General features: G+C 70.5%; 15 protein-coding genes and 2 pseudogenes. 13 read left to right on the forward strand and 4 right to left on the reverse strand.

All coding sequences use genetic code 11. The features are described 5' to 3' along the window. The 7 genes from ACWD4J_RS39070 to ACWD4J_RS39100 all read left to right on the forward strand — a co-directional run. Positions 1 to 762: phosphoketolase family protein (locus tag ACWD4J_RS39070; protein ID WP_451400309.1), on the forward strand; the 762-nt coding region annotated here is incomplete at its 5' end. Next, on the forward strand, positions 759 to 1,544 hold the full coding sequence (locus tag ACWD4J_RS39075) for an HAD family hydrolase (RefSeq protein WP_451400343.1): 786 nt from the start codon (positions 759 to 761) through the stop codon (positions 1,542 to 1,544). The genes ACWD4J_RS39070 and ACWD4J_RS39075, both read left to right, overlap by 4 nt. Positions 1,545 to 1,546: 2 nt before the next feature. Further along, a complete protein-coding gene (locus ACWD4J_RS39080; protein ID WP_451400310.1) occupies positions 1,547 to 4,102 on the forward strand; it encodes a glycoside hydrolase family 65 protein in 2,556 nt (851 codons plus the stop codon). A 106-nt stretch (positions 4,103 to 4,208) separates the two neighbouring features. Next, complete coding sequence (locus ACWD4J_RS39085) at positions 4,209 to 6,608, forward strand: FHA domain-containing protein (protein WP_451400311.1); 2,400 nt, start codon at positions 4,209 to 4,211, stop codon at positions 6,606 to 6,608. 11 nt (positions 6,609 to 6,619) lie between these two features. Then, complete coding sequence (locus tag ACWD4J_RS39090; protein ID WP_451400312.1) at positions 6,620 to 7,333, forward strand: hypothetical protein; 714 nt, start codon at positions 6,620 to 6,622, stop codon at positions 7,331 to 7,333. A gap of 6 nt (positions 7,334 to 7,339) precedes the next feature. Then, on the forward strand, positions 7,340 to 8,362 hold the full coding sequence (locus tag ACWD4J_RS39095; protein WP_451400313.1) for a serine/threonine-protein kinase: 1,023 nt from the start codon (positions 7,340 to 7,342) through the stop codon (positions 8,360 to 8,362). A 347-nt stretch (positions 8,363 to 8,709) separates the two neighbouring features. Beyond that, positions 8,710 to 12,252, forward strand: a complete 3,543-nt coding sequence (locus tag ACWD4J_RS39100) for a S8 family serine peptidase (protein ID WP_451400314.1) — start codon at positions 8,710 to 8,712, stop codon at positions 12,250 to 12,252. A 90-nt stretch (positions 12,253 to 12,342) separates the two neighbouring features. Here ACWD4J_RS39100 and ACWD4J_RS39105 read toward each other — a convergent pair whose 3' ends face one another. Further along, a complete protein-coding gene (locus ACWD4J_RS39105) occupies positions 12,343 to 13,554 on the reverse strand; it encodes a streptophobe family protein (protein ID WP_451400344.1) in 1,212 nt (403 codons plus the stop codon). A 526-nt stretch (positions 13,555 to 14,080) separates the two neighbouring features. Here ACWD4J_RS39105 and ACWD4J_RS39110 point away from each other — a divergent pair. The 3 genes and pseudogenes from ACWD4J_RS39110 to ACWD4J_RS39120 all read left to right on the forward strand — a co-directional run. After that, positions 14,081 to 15,326, forward strand: a pseudogene (locus ACWD4J_RS39110) (DUF6777 domain-containing protein); the annotation flags it as partial. A gap of 525 nt (positions 15,327 to 15,851) precedes the next feature. Then, positions 15,852 to 16,043, forward strand: coding sequence for an antitoxin (locus tag ACWD4J_RS39115; protein ID WP_451400315.1), 192 nt, complete (start codon positions 15,852 to 15,854; stop codon positions 16,041 to 16,043). Positions 16,044 to 16,550: 507 nt separating this feature from the next. Further along, entirely contained in the window at positions 16,551 to 16,925 is a 375-nt protein-coding gene (locus ACWD4J_RS39120) for a hypothetical protein (RefSeq protein WP_451400316.1), read from the forward strand. Positions 16,926 to 17,059: 134 nt separating this feature from the next. On the opposite strand, the gene ACWD4J_RS39125 is transcribed toward ACWD4J_RS39120, so the two are convergent. Then, positions 17,060 to 19,501, reverse strand: a complete 2,442-nt coding sequence (locus ACWD4J_RS39125) for a SpoIIE family protein phosphatase (protein ID WP_451400317.1) — start codon at positions 19,499 to 19,501, stop codon at positions 17,060 to 17,062. A 377-nt stretch (positions 19,502 to 19,878) separates the two neighbouring features. Between ACWD4J_RS39125 and ACWD4J_RS39130 the strand changes: the two genes are divergently transcribed. Next, entirely contained in the window at positions 19,879 to 20,115 is a 237-nt protein-coding gene (locus ACWD4J_RS39130; protein WP_451400318.1) for a response regulator transcription factor, read from the forward strand. A gap of 571 nt (positions 20,116 to 20,686) precedes the next feature. Then, positions 20,687 to 21,121: pseudogene (locus ACWD4J_RS39135) on the forward strand (DUF6777 domain-containing protein); the annotation flags it as partial. A 272-nt stretch (positions 21,122 to 21,393) separates the two neighbouring features. Here ACWD4J_RS39135 and ACWD4J_RS39140 read toward each other — a convergent pair. Both ACWD4J_RS39140 and ACWD4J_RS39145 read right to left on the reverse strand, forming a co-directional pair. Next, positions 21,394 to 21,975, reverse strand: a complete 582-nt coding sequence (locus ACWD4J_RS39140) for a hypothetical protein (protein ID WP_451400348.1) — start codon at positions 21,973 to 21,975, stop codon at positions 21,394 to 21,396. 228 nt (positions 21,976 to 22,203) lie between these two features. Beyond that, a complete protein-coding gene (locus ACWD4J_RS39145) occupies positions 22,204 to 23,442 on the reverse strand; it encodes an aminotransferase class V-fold PLP-dependent enzyme (protein WP_451400319.1) in 1,239 nt (412 codons plus the stop codon). A gap of 242 nt (positions 23,443 to 23,684) precedes the next feature. On the opposite strand from ACWD4J_RS39145, the gene ACWD4J_RS39150 reads away from it, so the two are divergent. Then, on the forward strand, positions 23,685 to 25,172 hold the full coding sequence (locus ACWD4J_RS39150) for a hydrolase (RefSeq protein WP_451400320.1): 1,488 nt from the start codon (positions 23,685 to 23,687) through the stop codon (positions 25,170 to 25,172). Positions 25,173 to 25,204 lie beyond the last annotated feature (32 nt).

The raw sequence follows: 25,204 nt of genomic DNA on the forward strand, positions 1-25,204 counted from the left end.
CAGGACCCCGGCTTCGTCGACCACGTCCTCAACAAGAGCCCCGAGGTCGTACGGGTCTATCTGCCGCCGGACACCAACACCCTGCTGTCGGTCGCGGACCACGTCCTGCGCAGCCGCGAGTACGTCAACGTGATCGTCGCCGGCAAGCAGCCCACCTTCGACTGGCTGTCCATGGACGAGGCGCGGGCGCACTGCGCGCGCGGCGCCGGCATCTGGGAGTGGGCCGGCACCGAGAACGACGGGCGCGAACCCGACGTCGTCCTCGCCTGCGCCGGCGATGTGCCGACGCAGGAGGTGCTGGCCGCGGCCGGGCTGCTCCGCCGTCATCTGCCCGACCTCGTCGTGCGCGTCGTCAACGTGGTCGACATCGCCCGGCTGATGCCGCAGAAGGAACACCCGCACGGCATGAGCGACTTCGAGTTCGACGGCCTCTTCACCCGCGACAAGCCGGTGATCTTCGCCTACCACGGGTATCCATGGCTGATCCACCGGCTGGCGTACCGCCGGGCGGGCCACCCCCACTTCCATGTCCGCGGCTACCTGGAGCGGGGCACGACCACGACGCCGTTCGACATGGTCGTCAGCAACGACATGGACCGCTACCGGCTCGTCATGGACGTCGTGGAGCGTGTGCCCGGCCTCGCGGTCCGCGCCGCCGCGGTGCGGCAGGAGATGACCGACGCCAGGACCCGGCACCACGACTTCATCCGTGCGCACGGCGTCGACATGCCGGAGATCGCGGAATGGGTCTGGGCCGGATGAACACGGCGGCGGAAGCAGTGCCCCGGATCCTGCGCGGCATGGCGGGCGTGATCCTCGACAACGACGGCGTGATCACCGACTCCGCGCGGCTGCACGCCGCCGCGTGGAAGGAGGCCTTCGACGCCTGCCTGCGCGACCACCCGCCATCCGACCCCGCCCAGCGCCGCCCCTTCGACGTACGCGAGGACTATCTGCGGCACGTCGACGGCAAGTCCCGCCTGGACGGCGCAGCGGACTTCCTTGCCTCCCGCGGGCTAGGCCTGCCCCTCGGCGACCCCGCGGACGAGCCCGGCACGGGCACCGTGCGGGCGGTCGCCGCGCTCAAGGAGAGACTCTTCACCGACCGGCTGCGCGAACACGGCGTCGACGCCTACCGGGGGACAGTGCGGCTGTTGACCGTGCTGCACTCCGCAGGGGTCCCGCTGGCGGCCGCGTCCGCGTCCCGGCACGCCCGGGAACTCCTCGAACGTGCGGGTGTACTGGATCTCTTCGACGCCCTCGTCGACGGCGTCGAGGCGGCCCGCCTCGCCCTGCCCGGCAAGCCCGATCCCGCGCTGTTCCTGGAGGCGGCCCGGCGCCTGGGGGTCCTCGCGGCAGCCGCCGCCGTCGTCGAGGACGCCCTGGCCGGTGTCGAGGCGGCGCGGCGCGGCGGCTTCGGGCTGGTCATCGGAGTGGACCGCGCGCGCACTCCGCAGACGCGTGCTGAACTGCTGAAGCAGGGAGCCGACCTGGTGGTGGACGACCTTGAGGAGCTCCTCACCGAAGAACGCCCGGAGATGTGACGATGAGCCATTTGACCTGGGAGTATGAGGGTTACGACCCGGTGCAGGAACGGCTGCGGGAATCCCTCTGCACCCTCGGCAACGGCTATTTCGCGACGCGGGGAGCCCTCCCCGAGTGCACGGCGGACGCCATTCACTACCCCGGCACCTATGTGGCGGGCTGCTACAACCGTCTGAAGTCGGCTGTGAGCGGGCGGATCGTCGAGAACGAAGACGTCGTGAACATGCCCAACTGGCTGCCTCTCCGCTTCCGTATCCGCCCGGAGCGGCCGGAGGGATCGAATCCATCAGGGCACGAAGAGCGATCACAGTGGTCCCCGCCGTCCGAGGACGGCGGGCGATCCGGCGGCTCCCATGCCTCCCCGGCAGCCTCCGCGACCATCGAGGCCACCCGGACCCTCCAGACCGCTCAGGCGCCCCTGCCCGCCGAGCCCGGCCACATGGGCTGGTTCACGCCGGAGACGCACAAGCTCGTCTACCACCGCCAGACGCTGGACCTGGACTCCGGCACGCTCGCGCGCGTGTTCCGCTACGAGGACGAGCTGGGCCGACGCGTCGCGGTACGGCAACTGCGCCTTGTCCATATGTTCCAGCCCCATCTGGCCGTGCTGCGCACCGAGTTCACCGCCGAGGGGTGGGAAGGCGATTTCGAGGTCGAGTCCGCCATCGACGGGACGGTGGAGAACACCGGTGTCGAGCGGTACCGGCAGCTGAACACCCGCCATCTCACGCACGTCCACACCGGCTCGTCGGCCGAGGACACGGTATGGCTTCGCTGCCGCACCAGCACCTCCGACATCCGCATCGGCTTGGCGGCCCGTACGACCGCGGACACGCCGTGCGAGTCGGTCATCCGCCACGAGGACATGAAGGTCGTCCACGTCCTGCGCTTCCCGCTGATCGCCGGACGCACCGTCACCGTCGACAAGACCGTGGCCCTGCACACGTCCCGGGACCGGGCCATCAGCGACCCGCTGCACGCCGCGGTCGACCGGATCCGCCGGGCCCCGTCCGCCGACGCGCTGCGGACCTCCCAGTACACCGCCTGGCAGCAGCTGTGGAACATCGCGGAGCTGGACGTGCCGGGCGGCTCCGGCTCCATCCTGCGCCTGCACCTCTTCCACGTCCTGCAGACGCTGTCGCCGAACACCGCCGACCTGGACGTCGGCGTGCCGGCCCGCGGCCTGCACGGGGAGGCCTACCGAGGGCACGTCTTCTGGGACGAGCTGTTCGTGCTGCCGTATCTGAACCTGCACTTCCCCGAGGTTTCGCGGGCGATGCTCGACTACCGCCACCGTCGCCTCGAACGCGCCTGCTGGGCCGCCGCCGACGTCGGCCGCGCCGGAGCCATGTACCCGTGGCAGAGCGGCAGCGACGGCCGCGAGGAGACGCAGAAGCTGCATCTCAACCCGCGCTCGGGACGGTGGCTGCTGGACCACTCCCACCTTCAGCACCATGTCGGCTCGGCGATCGCGTACAACGTGTGGCAGTACTGCGAGGCCAGCGGCGACGCGGATTTCCTGCACACCAAGGGCGCCGAGATGCTGGTGCAGATCGCGCGCTTCTGGGCGAGTTCCGCGACGTACGACGACCGGCTCGGCCGGTACCGGATCCTGGGCGTCGTCGGCCCCGACGAGTACCACGAGGCCTACCCGGGGGCGAAGGAAGCGGGTCTGAACGACAACGCGTACACGAACGTCACCGCCGCCTGGGTGCTCGCGAGAGCGATCGACGTGCTGCACCTCCTGCCCGAACCGCGCCGCCGGCAGCTCCTGGAGCGCATCGGGCTGGGGCCGGAGGAACCCGAGCTGTGGGAGGACGTCTCCCGCAAGCTGCACGTGCCCTTCCACGCGGGCGTGATCAGCCAGTTCGAGGGCTTCGGTGACCTCGCCGAGCTCGACTGGGAGGGCTACCGCAAGCGCTATGGGGACATCCGGCGACTCGACCGGATCCTGGAGGCCGAGGGCGACTCGGTCAACCACTACCAGGCCTCCAAACAGGCCGACGTGCTGATGCTCGGCTACCTCTTCCCGCCCGCGGAGCTCCAGGGCCTGTTCCGCAGGCTCGGTCACCACCTCGACGAGGAGACCTGGCACCGCACGGTCGACTACTACCTGCACCGCACCAGCCACGGCTCCACGCTCAGCAGCCTCGTCCACGGCTGGGTACTGGCGCGGGTTCAGCGCGCGGAGGCATGGCTGTACTGCCAGGAGGCGCTGGCCGGAGACATCGCCGACGTCCAGGGCGGGACCACGGGCGAGGGCATCCACCTCGGCGCGATGGCCGGCACTCTCGACTTCGTCCAGCGCGGACTGACCGGCCTGGAGACCCGGGCCGGCGCCCTGTGCCTGGATCCGGTGCCGCTTCCCGAACTGTCCGAGTACGGCTTCTCGGTCCGCTACCAGGGCCACTGGGGTGTGCGGATCGTGCTGCGCCCGGGACAGCTGGAGGTCACGGTGCCGGAATCCGACCGGGACCCGATCGACATCACCCTGCCGGACCGCACGGTGGCCGTCGCGCCCGGCGAGTCGTGCACCCTGACGCTGCCGCACGGGTGACCTGCGGTTTCCTCTGCGGACGGCACGTCGGGGGCCACCCTCCGGATCCGGCGCCCCCTCGGATGAGGATCAGGCGCACATATGGATCAATCGTTAGAATTCCGGCATGGGAGAGCGGTCTGTCGCGCCCACTGCGCCTGAGCTCGTCATCGAGACCGAGACAGGATCGACGGTGATGACTCCGAGCCGGGACTATCTCGTCGGGCGCGACCCGATGAGCGACATCGTCATCGACGATGCCCGCGTCTCGTGGCACCACGCGGTGCTGCGGGCCGAGGCCGGGTGCTGGACGCTCGAGGACACGGGCAGCACGAACGGCACGTACACCGACGGTCAGCGGATCCACGTACAGGGAGTGGGCCCGGGCAGCGTCATCCGGTTCGGCAACCCCGCCGACGGCCCGCGCGCCGTCCTCGTCGGCCGGGAAGCACCCGACTCCGGCGCGGCCGGTGCCGCGCCCGGTTCCGAGGAGGCCGGCCCCCCGGCCCATGAGCCCGAGCGACCGTCGGCCGTCGTCGCGCCCGCCGCCACCGGCACCTTCCGCAGGCCGACCACGGTGCGGCCACTGCCCGCCCGCACCGTCCGGATCGGCCGCGCCGACGACAACGACCTGGTCATCGACGACCTCGGGGTCTCACGCCGGCACGCCGAACTGCACGTGCACCATGACGGAACCTACGAGATCATCGACCTCGGCAGCCACAACGGCACCTTCCTCAACGGCCAGCCGGTCGATCACGCGCCGGTCTCCGAGGGCGACATCGTGGGCATCGGCCACACGGCGTTCTGCCTCGTCGGCGACCAGCTGCAGGAGTACGTCGACACCGGCGAGGTCTCGCTGGACGTCCAGGATCTGACGGTCGTGGTCGACGGGGGCCGCCACACGCTCCTCGACGGCGTGTCCTTCCCCGTCGGCGAGAAGTGCCTGCTCGCCGTGGTCGGCCCAAGCGGCGCCGGAAAGTCCACCCTCCTCAACGCACTGACAGGGCTGCGCCCCGCCGACCACGGCACGGTGCTGTACGACGGCCGCGACCTCTACCACGACTACGCGGAGCTGCGTCAGCGCATCGGCCTCGTACCGCAGGACGACATCATGCACACGCAGCTCACCGTGCGCCGCGCGCTCGGATACGCGGCCGAGCTGCGCTTCCCCCAGGACGCCGCGCCGGCGGAACGGTGGGCGCGGGTCGACGAGGTCCTGCGCGAACTCGGCCTGGAGCAGCGCGCCGACCAGACCATCCACAGCCTCTCGGGCGGCCAGCGCAAGCGAGTGAGCGTCGCGCTCGAACTGCTGACCAAGCCCTCGCTGCTCTTCCTCGACGAGCCGACATCCGGACTCGACCCCGGCATGGACCGCTCGGTGATGCACATGCTGCGCGGGCTCGCCGACCACGGCCACACCGTCATCGTCGTCACACACAGCGTCCTCAGCCTCGACGTGTGCGACCGGCTGCTGGTGCTCGCGCCGGGCGGCAGGATCGCCTACTACGGCCCGCCGCGGGACGCCCTGCGCTTCTTCGGCTTCCGGCAGTGGCCCGAGGCCTTCGAGGCCTTCGAGAACGACCGGGGGCGCGACTGGGCCGAGAACTACCGGCGCTCCGCGTTCCATCCGACGTACATCGGCGATTCCACGGCCCAGCTGCACACGCCGCAGGCGGCCGGGGCCCCGGCGGTCGGAGCGCCGCCGAAGCCGCAGAGCTGGGGGGCTCAGCTGCGCACGCTGGTGCGGCGGTACGCGGCCGTGCTCAGCGCCGACCGGGTCTTCCTCGCCATCATGATCGCGCTGCCGTTCGTGATGGGCGTGATGGCGCGAGCCCTCGGCGGGAGCCGGCTGACCTCGCAGACCGCGATCAACGCGCTGCTCATCCTCTGCGTCGGCGCGGTACTGACGGGTGCGTCCAACGCGGTGCGCGAGCTGGTCAAGGAACGCGTGATCTACGAGCGGGAACGCGCGGTCGGGCTGTCCAGATCCGCGTATCTCATGTCCAAGGTCGTCGTGCTCGGCACCGTCACGGTGGCGCAGGCCGTCGTACTGACCCTCGTGGCGCTGTTCGGCGTCGACCTGAACGCCCCGCGCGACGACGGTGTGCTGATGCCGCCGCTGCTCGAGATCACGCTGGCCGTGGCGCTGCTGGCGTTCACGTCGATGATGCTCGGCCTGCTGATCTCCGCCCTGGTCCGCAAGGAAGAGGTGACGATGCCGCTGCTGGTGCTGCTCGCCATCGTCCAGGTCGTGTTCTGCGGTCTGCTGCTGGACCTGAACGGCGTGCCAGGGCTCGAGCAACTGGCGTGGCTGATGCCCTCCCGGTGGGCGGTGGGGGCGATGGCGGGGACCGTGGGGCTGGCCCGGACCGTGCCGGGAGATCTGACGGACGATCCGATGTTCGAGCACGCCGCCGGGACGTGGCTGCTGAACATGGGCATGCTCGTCGTCCTCGCGGCCGTCTTCGGATTCGCCGTCATGCGGCTGCTGCGGCGGCGCGAACCCGCCCTGATGCGGAAGTAGGAGCACGCTCGATGACCACTGAGGACTTCCGCCCCACCCATGTGGTCCCCCAGGACGGACTGCCCTCCTGGGAGACTCCGGACGCCACGCGTCCGAGCGCCGCGCTCGACGGGCTGCTGCCGGTCCAGCTGGTCGACCGGCGTGGCGACTGGGGCCGGATCGTGTGCTCCAACGGGTGGTCGGGCTGGGTCGACGGCCGGCTCCTCGTCGCCGTACCGCAGGAGCCGCCGGCCGCCGGCAGCCCGCTCGTCCGCACGGCGGACCCGCGCCCGCTGCTGGCCAGGTCCGAGGACCAGCTCGGCCGCTACCGGCGCGCGACGGAGGAGCTGATGGCGGGCCGCATCGACGGCGAGACGTTCCGCAGCCGCACCCGGGGCCTGCGCGTGGGGATGGTCGTCGACGGCGAGGGGGCCTGGCTGTACGACGCCGAACACGAGCGGTGGGTCTACAGCGACGGCACACATCTGAGCACGTATGCGATCTCGGGCGAGCCCTCGAGCCATGCCGCGGAGAGTGAACCGGGCGGTCGTGCGGAGACGAGGTCCGGTAGCGAGTGGAGCGGCGGTGCGTACCCGGAGGGGCCGGCCGAGGCCGCGCGGGCGGCCGGGAGCGAACCGGGCGGCACGGGGCAGAGCGGCGACGTTCATCGCGAGCCGACCCGCGTGATCCCACCCGCGACGGACGAACCGGCGCCCTCGGGTGACGACCGGCAGCGCGGGCGGTGACGCGTCATGAGCTTCGCATCGCACGACATGAGCCCGTACTCCGGGCGGCCCTCGGGTCTGATCGGCAAGCAGATAGCGGGCTACCGGGTGGAGCGCGAGATCGGCCGAGGCGGCATGGCCGTCGTCTTCTGCGCCAAGGACCTGCGCCTCGACCGTACCGTCGCGCTCAAACTGCTCGCCCCCGAGCTCGCCCGCAACGACACCTTCCGCCGCCGTTTCACACACGAGTCGCGTGTGGCCGCGGCCATCGACCATCCCCACATCGTGCCGATCTTCGAGGCGGGCGAGACCGAGGGCGTCCTGTACATCGCCATGCGCTACGTCTCGGGTGTCGACCTGCGGGCCATGCTCGACCGGGACGGCGCGCTCCCCCCGGCGACCGCGATCCGCATCGCCGGCCAGGTGGCGTCCGCGCTCGACGCCGCCCATGAACACAACCTGGTCCACCGGGACGTCAAGCCCGGCAACATCCTGGTCGCCAAGGGCACCGACATCGACCATCCCGAGCACGTCTACCTCACCGACTTCGGGCTGACCAAGAAGTCCCTGTCGCTCACCGGGTTCACCACCGTGGGCGAGTTCGTCGGCACGCTCGACTATGTGGCACCGGAGCAGATCTCCGGCCGCCCCGTGGACGGCAGATGCGACGTCTACAGCCTCGCCTGCGTCGTCTACGAGACCCTGACCGGGAAGCCGCCCTTCCAGCGCGAGGAGGACATGGCGCTGCTCTGGGCGCACCAGTACGACCAGCCGCCTCCGCTGACCGAGAAGCAACCGGACCTGCCCCCCGCCGTCGACGGCGTGATGGCGAAGGCCCTGGCCAAGACACCCGACGACCGCTACGGTTCCTGCCTCGAGTTCGTGGCCGCACTGCGTGCCGCGGCGACGGCCACCGGCACGGGTACCGGCAGCGGCGGCCATGCGCCGACCGAGGTCGACATGCGGATCGTGGAGGCGCCCGCACACCCGGGGCCGCCTCCGGAGCCGCCCCGCTGGGCCCTGCCGGTCTTCCCGCATCCGCCTCGCTAGCCGCGGCATCTCCGGCGCGCCGGCCGCGGCGTCGTCCCACAAGGCCGGGCGACGGCTTCGGCCTGCTGTCGGTGTGGCCAATTGGCCCTAGATATCTGGTATTTGACGCTCTGTGAGCAAAAATCTATGGCGTGTTCATGCCATGGCATGCATGTGCCATGCAAATATCTTGATTGCGGCCGCTGTTCGCCCGAGGATCGTCAACGTTCTCTCCGCCTGCTCATGCCGTTGACCGTCGCCGACGGCCGCTTCGGCGTGCGCAGGTGACCCGCAACGCCGTACTTGCACCACTCACGTTTCCGACACCCCAAGGCGGGCCACCCCCGCCGACGTAGTCAAGGAGACCCGTGGCAAGGAAGAGAAGACCGTTGCAGACGGCCCTCGCGGCCATGACCTCGCTCGTGGTGATACCGCTCACCAGCGGCACCGCGTTCGCCCAGCCGGACCCCTCGGGCATCAGCGTGGTCGAGCAGAAGGCCGAAGCCGAGCTCCTCGACCAGCTCGAGGACAAGGACAAGGTCACTTTCTGGATAGAGCTCGACAGCGACGCCGACCTCCAGGCGGCGGCGAAGGCGACCACCAAGGCCGGGATGGCGGCCGAGGTCTACGAGGCGAAGAAGCAGCACGCCGAGGAGTCCCAGGCGGACGTGGTGGAGCTGCTGGAGTCGGCGGACGTCGACTACACCTCCTACTGGATCGACAACTCCATCAAGGTCGTGGGAGGCGAGGAACTCGTCGAGAAGCTCGCCGAAGTCCCCGAGGTCGAGGGGATCAGCGCGGACGACAAGATCACGATCGACGAACCGATCAAGGGCGACACCGAGCCCACGGTCGACGCCGTCGAGTGGAACATCGACCGGATCAACGCCCCCAAGGTCTGGAACGAGCTCGGGGTCCGCGGCGAGGGCATCGTCATCGCCAACATCGACACCGGTGTCCAGTACGACCACCCGGCGGTCAAGAACCAGTACCGCGGCCTGAACGGCGACGGCACCTACGACCACAACTACAACTGGTTCGACCCGGCCTCCGTCTGCTCCACCGCCGCACCCTGCGACAACAACGGCCACGGCACCCACACGATGGGCACGATGGTCGGTGACGACGGCGCCGACAACAAGATCGGCGTCGCTCCCGGTGCCAAGTGGATCGCCGCCAAGGGCTGTGAGTCCAACTCCTGCTCCCGCGAGTCCCTCCTCGCCTCCGGGCAGTGGATCGTCGCGCCCACCGACCTCACCGGCGCCAACCCGCGCCCGGACCTCGCCCCCGACGTGGTGAACAACTCCTGGGGAGCCAACACCTACGACGCCTGGTACGGGGAGGTCGTGTCCGCCTGGCGCGCCGCCGGCATCTTCCCGGCGTTCTCCAACGGCAACGCAGGACCGTCCTGCAACACCGCCGGTTCGCCCGGCTCGTACGTGAGCAGCTACAGCTCCGGTGCGTTCGACAGCAGCAACGCCATCGCCGGCTTCTCCGCCCGCGGCTCGGGTGAGAACGGGGCGATCAAGCCGAACCTCGCAGCCCCGGGCGTCAACATCCGCTCCAGCGTCGCCGGCGGCGGCTATGCCTCGTACGACGGCACCTCGATGGCGTCCCCGCACACCGCGGCCACCGTTGCGCTGATGTGGTCGGCGGCCCCCGCCATCGCGGGCGACATCGCCCAGACGGAGGCGCTGCTCGACGGGACCGCCATCGACGTCGACAACACCACCTGCGGCGGCACCGCAGCCGACAACAACGTCTTCGGTGAGGGCCGGCTCGACGCTTTCGCGGCCGTCTCTGCCACCCCGCGGGGTGCAACCGGCGGTCTGAACGGCACGGTCACCTCCGGCGGCGAGGCCGTCGGAGGTGCCAAGGTCGTCGTGGACGGCCCGATCGACCGCACCGTCAACACCGCGTCGGACGGCACCTTCGCCCTGCCCGTGCTCTCCGTCGGCGACTACACGGTCACTGTCACAAAGTTCGGCTACCTCGAAGGCACCGGGGATGTGAAGATCGCCGAAGGCGAGACCGCCACCCGTGACATCGCGGTCGAGCAGGCCCCGTCGGCCAAGCTCTCCGGAACCGTCACCTCGTACACGGGACCCGTGGCCGACGCCACCGTCACCGTGGAGAACACCCCCGTCACCGCCACCGCGGACGCCAAGGGCCACTACGAGGTCACCCTGCCGCTCGGCGAGTACGACCTGACAGCGTCCGGCCCCTCCAAGTGCACCAGCGAGGGCGCCGCGCAGGCCGCGGTGAACAACGACATCACCGCGGACATCGCCCTGCCGGACATCGTCGACACCTTCGGGTACGCGTGCGTGGCCGCCAAGGACGACTACGTCGCGGGCACGGAGAAGACCACGCTGTCCGGCGACACCGCGACGCTCGCCGTCAGCTTGCCGTTCCCGGTCCCGCTGTACGGCAAGACCTACGCGTCCGGATGGGTCAGCACCAACGGCGCGCTGATGTTCGCCTCCAGTTCGACCTCGGCCGCCAACAACACGCTCCCGCGCACGACCACGCCCAACGCGGCGCTGTACCCCTTCTGGGACGACCTCGTGGTCAACGCGAGCACCGCGGGCGTCTACACCGGTGTCATCGGGACCGCCCCGCACCGTTCGTTCGTCGTCGAGTGGCGCAACGTCGCGCACTACTCGGCACAGTCCGAGCCGTTCTCGTTCTCCGCTGTCATCGGCGAGGACGGCAGGATCTCCTACCACTACAAGGACATGACGGGCCTGAGCTACGAGTCCGGCTCCAGCGCCACCGTCGGTGCGGAGAACGCCACAGGCACCGACGGCTTCCAGTACTCGTACAACGCGGGCGGCACCCTCTCCGACGGTCTCGGTATCGGCTTCCGTACGACCAAGACCGGCGTGGTGCGCGGCTCCGTGCTCGACGCCAACGACGGTGAGGCCGTCAGCGGTGCCACGGTCACCGTGGGCACGGGCAGCACGGCCGTCGCCGCCACCACCGGGACGGACGGGTCCTACCTCGTCCAGGCCCCGGCCGGCGAGACCTCGGTGAAGCTCACCGCTCCCGCATACCAGTCGGCCGAGAAGGCTGTGAAGCTGGACGCGGGCGGCGTCGAGTCGGTCTCGGACTCGCTGAAGACCGGCAAGGTGGCGGTCGCGAAGGAGTCGTACGAGATCGTCGTCCCCGAGGGCGGGAAGCGCGAGCGCAGCTTCGCGCTCTCCAACTCCGGCTCCGCGACGGCGTTCACCGTCACCGAGGACGCGTCGTGGCTGTCGGTCAGCCTGGCCGACGGAGACCTCGACGCGGGTGCGAACGCCGTCGGCACGCTCTCGGTCGACACGGCCGGACACGAGCCGGGCGAGGTGCTCACCGCCGACGTCCAGGTGAAGTCCGACAGCGGCCGCGCACCCGTGGTCACCGTTCCGGTGAAGGTCGTCGTGCCCCGTTACCAGGCCGCGCTCGACACGGGCGCGTCGGGCGAGGGGGTCCTGGACGCTCTCGGCGACACCTGGCAGCCGGACCAGGAGTACACGGCAGGCTCGTACGGCTTCCAGGGCACGTCGAGCGTCAGGACGACCAAGGACGCCATCGCCGGCACCGACGAACCGGAGCTCTTCCAGAACGCCAGGGAAGGTATGTACGAGTATCGTTTCGACAACGTGCCCAACGGCGTCTACACGGTGGAACTCGACTTCGCCGAGCTGTCCACCACCAAGCCGACCAAGCGGGTCTTCGACGTCCTCGCCGAGGGCACCGAGGTGGTGTCGTCCCTGGACATTTCGCTCGAGGCCGGCACCTACAAGGCGCTGAGGCGCACGGTCACGGTCACCGTCACCGACGGCGTGCTCGATGTGCGGTTCGTGGCGAGTGCCGGAAAGCCGCTCGTCAACGCGATCCGCGTCACCGACAGGCCTGACAAGGCCTGACGGGACGACGGAAAGGGCCGACCGAAGCCCGACGAAAGGGCCTGTCCCGCCGCGGCGCGGGGCAGGCCCCTCGTCGTTCCCGCCGCGAGTTCAGGACTGGTGTGCCGCGGCGGGCCGGCCGGCAGCCCCGATCTCGCCCCGCCGATGGACCGGCCGGGCGAGCAGGCCGCCCAGAAAGCCGCCGATGAACCCCCACAGCACGGCGAAGCCGAGCGCGGTCCACATCTGGGGGTGCAGCGACACCTCTCCGGAGAGCCCTCCGCCGAGGTCGCCGAGGCCCAGGATCGACAGGGCGAAGTGCGCCGAGACCCGTCCGACGAGACAGATGGTGAGCACCGTCAGGGTGAGCGCCACCGCCATGTGCACCGCATGCTGCCAGGCCCGCATACGCGCCGGTGACCAGGCCGCCATCAGGAAGGCGCAGGCCGGGACGAGGATCCCGGCGGCGACCGCCAGCCACCACCAGCGGCCGTCAACCTCGGTGAGGCTGCGCAGGTTGAGGACGGACTCGTTCGCGCTGCGCAGCACGGTGTCCAGCGCATGCGGCATGGGCAGGTCGAGCGGCTGCCCTTCGACCCTGCCCTCCCAGGAGGCGCCGAGACCGACGGTGAGGGCGAGCCACGTCAGGTTCGGCAGGCAGAGCAGCACCACGGCGAGCTCGTCGGCGGCGCCTCCTCCGGTCGCCGCCGAGACCAGCCCGACGACCGTTCCCAGAGCGACGCACACCAGGAGCAGGACGACCATCGCGAACGCGGCCGGGCGTACCGACTCCTGGAAGCGCACCAGACGGGCCGGAAGGGGCGCCCTGCGGGACACCAGCAAGGTCAGCACGAACAGGCCGACCAGCCAGAGGAGGCCGAAAAGGAGCGTGAGCGGCAGATCCGTCTCGAACCCGATCCTGGGCGAGATGTCCAGCAGGTCGCCGAGGTCGCTGAGCGTCTCGCTCCCCGTGGGCACGGCGAACGTCTGACGTGCCAGGAACGACAGGCCGACAAGTGCCAGGGCCCACAGGACCGCGAGGCGGCCGGCCCACCCCGCCAGTTCGCGGGCCTCGGCGACCGCACGATGGCGCAGTGGCCGGAGGATCCCGACGGCGATCACCAGGGCTCCGGCGACCGTGACCGAGAGCGGTACCACGGACAGGTCCGCACGCGTCCGGGCGAGCGCTCCCACGTCGCCCGCAAGGCGTACGGAGCCGCCGACCGCCATCACGACGACGCCCGCCACGACGCGGGGGAACGCCGCGCCCGGAAGGCGTGACGCGCCGGCGGCCCACAGGCCGAGGGCCGCGACGACGGCCATGACGAGGAGCCCGGCGAGCACCACCACGAGGGCCTCGAGCCAGCCGTGACGGGCCTGCCGGGGGACAGGGACGCTCCTCTGCCGGTCGTCGTAGGCATGCTGGGCGCCTGCCCGGTCGGTCGGCATCTCACGGCTCACGCTGTCACGCTAAGCAGCACGCCGCCGACCCGCCCCTCGGGAGAGCCGACCGCGCCGACTTGCGGGCCCCGCAGAGCGGGCGCACACAATGGAAATGCAGAGGGAAGAGTGGCGTACGGCCTTCTGGCCGCATGGTTCGCAATGATTCGCAGCCTTCCTGGGGCCGGGTTTCCGGACCAGGGGCCGGGTTGCCGGGGCCGTGTCCCGCTCCTGCGCCGCAGGGCCTCTGCTGCGGAAGGACGGGTCCGCCTCCTTGGGACCCTCCCGCTGCGGGACGCCCGCCTTGCCGTGGCTTCTGCCGCGCGGAGTGCCGCCGCCCCGCCGTGGGACCTCCGCCCGCCCTACCGGGCCCGAAGAACCGCACGCCCCTAGCAGGGGAGAAGAGCTCGTGAGCGTCGAACCTCCGCCGTCCGAGCGCCCCACAGGCCCACCGTCAGGTCCGCTCTCGGGCCCCTCGCAACGGCACCGCACACCGCCTCCGCCCAGCGGCGGCAGGCCTCCCGCGGGTGGGCCGCCGGGCGGAGGAGGACGGGTCCGCGGTCGTCGGGGCGGCGGCAAAGGAGAAGGTCCTCGTCGGCCCTGGTGGAAGTCGGTTCCCCAGGTGGCGACCATCGCCGCCGCGATCGTGGCGGCGGTAGCCCTGATCGTCGTCTTCACCCGGCCCGACGGTTCGTCGAACCAGCAGCAGGGTGAGATCTTCCTCCAGCCCGCCGCGAGCAGCGGGCCGGACCCCTTCACCGAGTCGACGGCACGGAAGACCGTCGCGCCGCCACGGTCCTCGCCGTCCGGGACGTCGAGCGCCACGGGCAACGTGGCGAAGGGCGTGGACGGGAGCGCCCCGGGCCTCTACGGCGGTACGCGGAGCGTGGCCAGCTGCGACGTGGAGAAGCAGATCAGCGCGCTCAAGGAGGATCCGGCGAAGAACAAGGCGTTCGCCTCGGCGCTGGGCATCGCCCCCTCCGAAGTCCCTTCCTATCTGCGAGGCCTCACCCCCGTACAGTTGCAGGCGGACACCCGGGTCACCAACCACGGCTACCGGAACGGCGCCGCCACCTCCTATCAGGCGGTGCTGCAGGCCGGCACCGCGGTCCTCGTCGACGACCGCGGCGTGCCGCGGGTGCGCTGCGCCTGCGGCAACCCTCTCAAGCCTCCGGTCGCGCAGAAGAGCAATCCCAAGCGCACAGGCGACTCGTGGCCCGGCTACCAGCCGACGAACACCGTCGTCGTGGTGCCCGCACCCCGACCGGTGAAGGAGTTCGTCGTTCCCCGACAACGGCGAGTGGTTCGCTCGGAAGAACGGCGACAAGACGGGAGAGCACGACAAGAAGACGGCGGCGCCGAAGAAGCCGGCGTTCCCGCCGCCGGAGGAGTCGACGTCGCCGGAGGGCTCTACGCCGCCGCAAGAGTCCACGTCTCCGGAGGAGTCGAAGTCGTCTAAGCCGGGGGAGTCGAAGTCGTCCAAGCCGGAGGAGTCGAAGCCGGAGGAGTCGAAGTCGTCGAAGCCGGAGGAATCCAAGCCGTCGAAGCCGGAAGAGTCCAAGCCGTCTAAGCCGGAGGAGTCGAAGCCGGAGGGATCCAAGTCGTCGAAGCCGGAGGAGTCGAAGTCGTCGAAGCCGGAGGAGTCGAAGTCGTCGAAGCCGGAGGAGTCGAAGTCGTCGAAGCCGGAGGAGTCGAAGTCGTCGAAGCCGGAAGAGTCCAAGCCGTCTAAGCCGGAGGAGTCGAAGCCGGAGGAGTCGAAGTCGTCCAAGCCGGAGGAGTCCACGCCGTCCAAGCCGGAGGAGTCCAAGCCGTCGGAGTCCGAGAAGTCGGAGACGCCGTCCCGGGAGTTCTCGGAGGAGCCCTCGACGCCGCCGGAGACCAAGTCGCCCGAGTCCTCGCCCGGCACGGAGTCCGCACCCACCGGAGGCTCGCCGCCGGCACCGGAGACTTCGGCGCCCGGGACACCGGGCAGCCCCGAGCAGTCGGCGCCCGGGTCGCAGCCGCCCGAGACGGGTGGCGGCGACGGGGGCGGCGCGAGTTGAGGCAGGCGTCAGGCACCCGAAGGCGCGGTCCGGGAGATTCCTGCGGTCCGTCTGGGTCTGGTGCGCGCCCGGATGCGAGCCATGCGTCATGCGGTGAACCTGGAGTGGTGGGGGGTTGTCTCCGAAAGAGGATCAGCCATGTCCATGATGGACAAGATCAAGCAGCTGCTGAAGGGCCACGAGAGCCAGGCCGACAAGGCCATCGACAAGTCGGGCGATTACATCGACGACAAGACTCAGGGCCGGTACAGCGGTCAGGTCGACACCGCCCAGGACAGGCTCAAGGACGAGTTCGGCATCAGCCGGGACCAGGAGCCGCCCCAGAGGTGACGGCCACAGGGGCCCCTGCGGGCGGCGTCCGTACGAACCGGCTTCGACACGCCGACGACGTGCGCCCGAAGGCCCGGTCGGCCTGTTCCGCTCCAAGGCTCGCAGCCGCGAGCCTTGGAGCGGTGGCTTGGCACACGGTCATCCTTGGGTGAGACGTCCCGCCGGGACCTCGTACATGCCAGAGGCCGCCTCCGCTTTACGGAGGCGGCCTCTGGCATGTTTTCGGGCGGGCTTTTACCCGCCGTCTTTGGCTCCGTCAAGTCCCGAGTCCTCGGAACATGACCGCGTTTTGCGATTCGGGCCTACTTGAAGTGCGGACCTCACCGGAAATACCGGAAAGGAAACGAGGCAGCAGGGTAAGGCGGCGGAAATCCTCGCAGAGGATTCTCGCTCACCGAAACACCGACTGTCCCGGCATGACGGTTCCGGTGAAAACCGATCCGCAGACATCAACCGGAATATCCGGGGCCACGTCAAAGTGCCCTCTATACCAGTAGGAGAAGACCCATGACCCGTGACATCCACTCCCATGACAGCGCCCATCCCAAGCGCCGGTTTCGCATAGCGACGGTCGTGGCCTCGGCCGTTGTGGTCGCTGGGGGCGTCATCCTGCCGGCAAGCGCCGCGACGGCGGCCTCGGTGCCTGACTCTTCGGCCGTGACTCTCGTCGCCGGCAGGCACGACGGGGATCACCACAACAAGCACAAGAACCACGACAACAACAAGCACGACAACAAGGGCAAGAACAACAAGAAGGGCAACGGCGGGGGCGGTGGTGGCGGCGGCGGTGGCGGCGGCCAGAACGGCGGCGGTGGTGGCGGCGGCGGTGGCGGCGGCCAGAACGGCGGCGGTGGTGGCGGCGGCGGTGGCGGCGGCGCGTAAAGGCCGGACCTTCGCGGAGAGCATCGATTGAGTTCGCGGCCTGGCTGGGTGGCACATCCACCCAGCCAGGCCGCCGACATGTTCCAGGAGTCCAGGAACGGAGATGGCCCGGTCACGCCTGAACTGGACGTTCTTCAGACCCCGGCAAGCGACTGCTCAGCCCAGATCGTCTTGCCGACGGCCGCATGCCGCGTGCCCCAGCGCTCCGAGAGCTGGGCGACCAGCAGCAGGCCCCGCCCCCCTTCGTCGAAGGTCCGGGCGCGCCGCATGTGCGGAGTGGTGCTGCTGGAGTCGGAGACCTCGCAGATCAGGGTGCTGTTCTCGTGGATCAGCCGCAGCTGGATGGGCGGATGGCCGTAGCGGATGGCATTGGTGACGAGTTCGCTGACCATCAACTCGGTGATGAAGACGGCGTCGTCGAGGCCCCACGCCTCCAGCTGGTCGGTGGCGTTCTTGCGGGCCTGGGCCACGACGGCGGGGTCGGAGACCAGGTCCCAGGCGGCGACCCGGTCGGCGTGGAGGGCCCGGGTGCGGGCGATGAGCAGGGCGATGTCGTCGTCGGGGCGGTGGGTCAGCAGGGACGTGAGAACCCTGTCGCAGACCGTCTCCAGCGTGGCCGCGGGGAGTGCGAGAGCCGAGAACAGCTTGTCCAGGGCTTCGTCGATGTCGTGGTCCCGGGCCTCGAGCAGGCCGTCGGTGTACAGGGCCAGGACGCTGCCTTCGGGCAGTTCCGTCTCGAAGGTCTCGAAGGGCAGGCCGCCGAGGCCCAGCGGCGGTCCGGCCGGGACGTCGAGGAAGTAGACGGCGCCCTCGGGGGTGACCACGGCGGGCGGGGGATGGCCGGCCCGGGCGAGGGTGCACCGGCGGGACACCGGGTCGTACACCGCGTACAGGCAGGTGGTGCCGATGCCCCCGGCGGTTTCCGCGATGGGATCACCGCTGCCCGCGTCGGCGGACAGGTGGATGACGAGGTCGTCCAGGTGTGTGAGCAGTTCGTCGGGCGGCAGGTCGACGTCGGCCAGGGTCCGCACCGCGGTACGCAGCCGGCCCATGGTGGCGGAGGCGCGTATCCCGTGGCCCACCACATCGCCCACGACGAGCGCCACCCGCGCGCCGGACAGCGGGATCACGTCGAACCAGTCGCCGCCCACGCCGGCCCGGGTCCCGGCGGGCAGATAGCGGGTGGCGATCTCGAGTGCCGCCTGATCGGGCAGCGTGTGCGGGAGCAGACTGCGCTGCAGGGTCATCGTGGTGGTGCGCTCGCGGGTGTACCGGCGGGCGTTGTGGATGCTCACGGCCGCTCGGGCCGTGAGCTCCTCGGCCAGCAGCAGGTCGTCCGACTCGAACGGCTCGCGGCGCCGGTGCCGGGTGAAGAGCGCCACGCCGAGCGTGATGCCGCGGGCACGCATCGGGACCACCATCACCGAGTGTGTTCCGTACTCGCGGATCCAGGCGGCTCCCGGGTCCTGCGCCGCCCATCCGGCGATGGCGGAGTCGGTCATCTCGTACAGCGCGGCACGGCCCGTGGTCAGGCACTCGGCCGGAGGGGAGAGCGCGGGGTGGACGGTCGTGTCGCCGACCGAGACCGAGGACTCGGGGCTCTCCTCGGCGACCGACCGCAGAGCGGTCCGGCGCAGGGTGACCGGTCCGGGTGACGGCGCGGCGGCCGGCTCGTCGCCGTGCTGCCGGACCTCCAGCAGATCCACGGCTGCGAAGTCCGCGAGTTGCGGGACGGCGACATCGGCCAGCTCCTGTGCGGTGTGCGCGATGTCCAGCGTCGTTCCGATACGCGAACCGGCCTCGTTGAGCAGGAGCATCCGCTGGCGGGCGAGGTACTCCCCGGACCTGTCGTGCGCCGTCAGGCACACGGCGCACAGCCTGCCGTCCGGGTCCTTCAGCGGTGCGAAGGACGTCGACCAGCCTCGCTCCGGGCTGACACCCGTGGGACGGATGTACGCCTCCACGTACTGCGGCTCACCCGTCTCCAGCGCCAGCCGCATCTTCCTCTCGGCCTCGTCGCTCACCGGATACGGGGCGATCTCCGTCAGGTGCAGCCCCCGCATCTCGTTCTCCGTCAGGGACAGCGCCCGCTCCATGCCGGCGTTCGCCCCCACCAGCCGCAGATCGGTGTCGAAGATCGCAAGGATGTCGGGGGACTGGGTGAACGTCCATTCCCTCAGCGCTTCGCCCGCGGGCGTGCGCGGCCTCCCCGCCACGGCGGACACCACGAGCCACTCGGTGATCCCGCCCTCCGACGACCGCCGGTGTGCGAGCAGTCCCGTCTCCAGCCGGTGGCCGTCCCGGTGCCGTAGCGCCAGGGTGCCGCACCAGCGTTCCTTCCCGGCCGGAGTACGGCGGGCCGTTGCGGCGCTCTCGTCGGCGAGGAGCCTGGCGGCGGGCCGGCCCACCACCTCCGAGGGCACGTAGCCGAGCAGCCGCCGGGCACCCTCGCTCCATCCCGTCACGATGCCCTGCTCGTCGATGGTGGCCGTGGCTGTGTACGCAGACTCGAAGGAGGCGTCCGACTCGTCCGGCGTGTCAGGCCGCTCGTCAGGAGGGGTGGGAAGTCGCTCCATGGCCGCTCATCTCGCCCTCGCTCATTTCCCGGCCCGCTCTCCCCGCGGGCACCTGCACAGCCAGGGCTCTACTGACAAGCATGATCCTGCGGGGCGCGGAGCACCAACACGGAGAGCGGCGTCGGCGTGGGCACTGGTGCGGGCACCGGCGCCGTGCCGAGTCGGGCGGCAACGAGAACCCCGGGTCGTACGTGCGGGGGCCGCCGCCTGAGGCCTGGGCGGGATAGGCGAAAGAATCTTCGAAAAGCTTGCGATGGCTGGGAACCGGCCTCGCGCTCATGGCGTGAATAGGTGCAAATACTGATATTCAGGCATTTGGTCTCTGCTTCCGAGGGTGTGAGCAGCGAAAACCGAGCCGATCCCCCGGAGGAAGTCCCATGAGCCTCACCACCACGCCGCAGGCCGATGCGCTCGCAGCCGCGCGCCTCGCGCTGGCCCCGCGTGAGCGGGAGGCCCTGCGGCACATCGCCGCAGGCTGCACCTATCTCCAGACGGCCCGCCACATGGGGTTGTCCAGGCACACGGTCGACGCGTACCTCCGCCGTATCCGGGCGAAGCTCGGCATCAACAGCACGGCGGAGCTCACGCGACTGGCCATCGCCCTGGGGCTGTGATCCCCATGAGCCGATCTGTTCGCTTCCGCCTCGGCCTGCGCCTTCGCGTCCGCCTTGGACTGCACCGACTGCGTGCGCGAGTCGCGCGGCTGCTCGCCCGACCCGTATGCGCGGCGCCGTCGCGTGGCGTGTCCGGTACGAGGAGCAGCTCGTGACTGTCGGACCGCCGTCGCCCGACCTTCCCGATGGGCCGCCGCCCGGTCCGCTCGCGGGTGGATCCGGGTCAGGCGCGGACCGGCCGATGGCTGCGAGGAGCGGAGAGCCCGGCGTGGGAGGCCGCGACGGTGAGGGGACGCCGGGCAAGGCCCCCGGAAACCCCGGCCGTTCCAGGCGGCGGTCGGCGCAGAGGCTTTGGGCGATCGTCGCCGTGATCGCGGCCGTGGTGGCCCTCGTCGCGGTCCTGAGCCGGCCCGACGGCGGCACGGCGCAGCAGCAGGGCGAGGTCTTCCTCCAGGCTGCCGGGAAGACGGGGCCGGACCCGTTCACGGAGTCGACCGCGCGGGACAGCTCTCCGCCGCCGTCGCCACCCTCCCTGCCCAGCTCCGGCCCCAGCGGCACGGAAACGGCCAACATGACACGCGGCGTGGACGGTTCGTCCCCTGGTCTGTACGGCGGGACGCGGAACGTCTCCAGCTGTGATGTGGAGAAGCAGATCGCCGCACTCGACGCGGATCCGGCGAAGAAGAAGGCGTTCGCCGAGGCACTGGGCATCGACCCCGCGGAGGTGCCGGACTATCTGCGGTCGCTCACACCCGTACGACTGCGGGTGGACACGCGGGTCACTGGCCACGGTTACCGGAACGGCGCTGTCACCAGTTATCAGGCTGTACTGCAGGCCGGTACCGCCGTCCTGGTCGACGACCACGGTGTGCCGCGGGTGCGGTGCGACTGCGGAAACCCGTTGCTGCCTCCGGTCGCGCAGAAGGGCACGCCCGACACGACGGGCGACTCATGGCCCGCGTACCAGCCGTCGAACGTCGTGATCGTGACACCCGCGCCGCAGGCGGTGGACGAGTTCGTCATGGTCGACCCGGAAAAGCACGACTGGTTCTCGCGCCGAGCGGGCGACACCGGTACGCACGACCGGAAGACGTCCCGGCCGACGACCGACGAGCCGACTGCGCAAGGCGCCGAGGCGACACTGCCGGTGGGGGAACCCACGCCGACGACGGGCACGGCGTCGCCGGGCACGTCGTCTCCGGAGTCGCAGCCGCCCGAGCCGTCCGAGCCCTCGGGGAGTTCGGCACCGCGCGAGTCCTCCGAGCCGCCGAAACCCTCTCAGTCGCCCAAGTCCCCTGAGTCCCCTGACCCTTCGGGATCGTCGACAGCATCGAGGCCGCCCGACTCGCGCGAGTCCCCGAACCCGCGGGTGTCTTCCCAGTCGCCGGGCGCGGCGGAGTCCTCGCGAGCGCCGGAGCCGGAAAGGACACCGGGGCCGACGACGCCGCCGGACCACACGGGGCCCCCGGGACCGAAGCCCTCCCCGGACTCCCCGAAGTCCTCCGATTCCGCGGAATCCCCGGAATCCCCGGGCTCCCCGGAATCCCCGGACTCCTCGAAGTCTTCCGGCTCCCGGGAATCTTCGGGCTCTTCGGACTCCTCGAAGTCTTCCGGCTCCCGGGAATCTTCGGGCTCTTCGGGCTCTTCGAAGTCCTCCGGTTCCCGGGAATCCTCGGACTCCCCGAAGTCTTCCGGCTCCCCGGAACCCCGGGGCTCGTCAGAATCCCCGGACTCCTCCGGCCCCCGGAACCCCCAAGCCCCCGACTCCCATGCCTCCGAACCCCCGCCGTCCCGCCACGCCTCCCAGTCCCCGCGCCCTGCGGAATCCGGGAACCCACGGGGCGGCGCGACGGCCACCATCGCCTAGCCCGCCTAGCCCGCCTAGCCCGCCTAGCCCGCCTAGCCCGCCTAGCCCGCCTAGCCCGCCTAGCCCGCCTAGCCCGCCGCGCCCGCCTCGCCCCAGGGAACCGGGCCCGCCTCGGTCCCGGAACGGCCCCGGAACTCGGCTGGAGTCTGACGAGGCGGTTCCGAAAACGGACCCGCGATCGGGCGCCGACGAGCGTGCGGTGCAGTCGGGCTGCTAACCCGTCACACCGCCCCGCTGAGCCGTCGGCGGGCCCACGCACCCAGCACCGGGACACAGCGCTCGGCGAAGTACTCGAAGTCTTCGGCGGTGTTGTAGACGTGCGTCGACAGGCGCATGTAGCCGATGCCGTCGAAGCTGGTGAAGGCCGCTTCGGCACCCAGTTCCCGCGCCACCCGGTCCCGCAGGGCGTCCGCGTCGACGCGCGTCGGCGCGAGACCGTCCGGAAGCCGCACCAGGCGGAGCGCGTTGACCGGCATGCCGACGTCGACGGTGGCGCTTTCGCCCGTCAGTCCGGCGAAGGCTTCGGCGAGGACCCGCTCGGCATAGTCGGCGAGATCGCGCATGTACGTACGGGCCGTGTCCCAGCCCCAGTTGGACTCGACGAAGCCGAGCGCGGCCGGGGCCGCCAGACAGCTGGTGACGTCGAGCGTTCCCTGGGTGTCAAAACGGTCGGGGAACGGATCGGGAGCGCCCCAGGAGTCGATCAGGGGGTAGAGCCCGTCGCGCAGTGGACCGCGGGCGACGAGCGCAGCCGTACCCCGAGGTGCGCAGCCGAACTTGTGGAGATTGCCGATCCAGAAATCGCACACCACTCCGGACAACGGGTCCTCGGCCAGTCCCGGCACATGCGCCCCGTCGAGCAGGATCGGAATCCCCCTGGCCCGCGCTTCCGCACCGATCCGTTCGACAGGCATCCAGCGTGCGGTCGCCGAGGTGATGTGGTCGAGGACGATCAGACCGGTCGCCTCGGTCATCTCGGCGACCACGGCCTCGTACGCCTGGTCCTCGTCGGCATCGAGCGGCACATGAGCCGTACGGACCGTGCCGCCCCAGCGCCGGGCGAGACGTTCGGCCCCCATGGTCACGGCGCCGTAGCCGTGGTCCGTGACGAGGACTTCGCCGCCGGGCCGGGACGGGACGTTCGCATAGACGACGCTCGCGCCGCCGCTCGCGTTGGGGACCAGCGCGAGATCCTCCGCGGCGACGCGGAGGAACGCCGCGATCTCGGCCCGAGCGCGGGCGACCCGCTGGGACAGGCCCGGGAACCACAGGCCCGGAGACCGGTCCATCTCCGCCCGCAGCCGGCTCTGCTCCTCCTGTGCCAGGACCGGAACCGCTCCGAACGAGCCGTGGTTGAGGTGCTTCTGCGCGGGGTCCAGGGACCAGGCTTCGGCGGCAGGCCGTCCGTCCACGAGAAGCAGGGGGCGTGGGGGCGCCGTGGTGACGTCGGGCTGGCTCACAGGACTCCGTATCTCGATGTATCTCGATCTGACGACTCCGCGGCATCCTGGCACAGCGCTCCCGCCACCCGGCTCACCAGGTGTTCACTCAGCCCGGTCTGTTGCGAGGAGGGCGTTGTCATGTACGTTGCATGCGCCCCACTCCTGCTCCATGACTCGTTCGATCCAGCTGTCTACGCGCGCAGACCGGACCGCGGACACCCGCACCGCTCCTTCCCCCACCCCTCACGGAGGTATGCCGGATGCTCGGATCCAGAAGATCCCGCCACAGACTCTCAGCCACCGCAGCCCTGGCCGTCTGCGGGCTGCTGTCCGCCGGCGCGGCCGCGGGCACCGCAGGAGCCGCCCAGGCCGACACGACCGCGGCGGCGTCCACCCAGGCCGCCGTGGCCGCCGCGGCGACCCCGCACCGCGTGCTCTTCGACAACACCAAGGCCGAGACCGCCGGCAACGCCGACTGGATCATCGGCACCAGCCAGCCGGACCCGTTGGGCCAGAACGCGTCGCCGTCCGCCGAGACGGACTGGACCGGTGCCATCTCGGCGTGGGGCGTCGCCCTGCAGAAGACGGGCGACTACTCGCTCAAGACGCTGCCCTCCGGCAACACCATCACCTACGGCACGTCCTCCGCGCTGGACCTGCAGAACTTCGACACGTTCGTGCTGCCGGAGCCGAACGTGCTGCTCAGCACGGCCGAGAAGACGGCCGTCATGAAGTTCGTGCAGAACGGCGGCGGTCTCTTCCTGATCTCCGACCACACCGGCGCGGACCGCAACAACGACGGCTACGACGCGGTCGAGGTCATCAACGACCTGATGTCCAACAACAGCGTCGACAGCACCAACCCCTTCGGCTTCTCCGTCGACTCGCTGAGCATCAGCAGCGAGGACCCGAAGGCCATCACGGACACCGCCGACCCGGTGCTGAACGGATCGTTCGGCAAGGTCACCGGCAGCATCATCCGCAGCGGCACGACCGTCACCCTGACCCCGTCAGCCAACTCCGCGGTGAAGGGCCTGGTCTACCGCTCCGGCTACTCGGGGAACACCGGCGCCTTCTTCGCGACGAGCACCTTCGGCAGCGGGCGGGTCGCCGTATGGGGCGACAGCTCGCCCATCGACGACGGAACCGGCCAGTCCGGCAACACGCTCTACGACGGCTGGAACGACACCGCCGGCACCAATGCCGCCCTCGCCCTCAACGCCACCGAGTGGCTCTCGGGCGGCGAAGGCGACAGCGGCGGGGGAGGCGGCACCAGCTGCACGGCCGCCCAGCTGCTCGCCAACCCCGGCTTCGAGTCCGGCGCCACCTCCTGGTCCGCCACGAGCGGCGTCATCACCAACGACTCCGGCGAGGCGGCCCGCACCGGCTCGTACAAGGCCTGGCTCAACGGATACGCCTCCGCGCACACCGACACGCTGTCCCAGTCGGTGACCATTCCGTCCGGCTGCTCGGCGGCGCTCAGCTTCTATCTGCACGTCGACACGGACGAGACCACCACCAGCACGGCCTACGACACCCTCAAGGTCCAGGTGCTGAACAGCAGCGGCACGGTCCTGTCCACCCTGGCCACCTACTCCAACCTCAACGCGGCGACCGGGTACACGCGCCGCAGCTTCGACCTCAGCTCGTACGCCGGACAGACCGTCACACTCAAGTTCACCGGCACCGAGGGCTCCGTCCTGCAGACGTCGTTCGTCGTCGACGACACGGCCATCGACGTGAGCTGAGCCGATGTGAACTGAACGTCGTAACGCCGCGT

The sequence above is a fragment of the Streptomyces sp. NPDC002577 genome, from assembly GCF_053594815.1.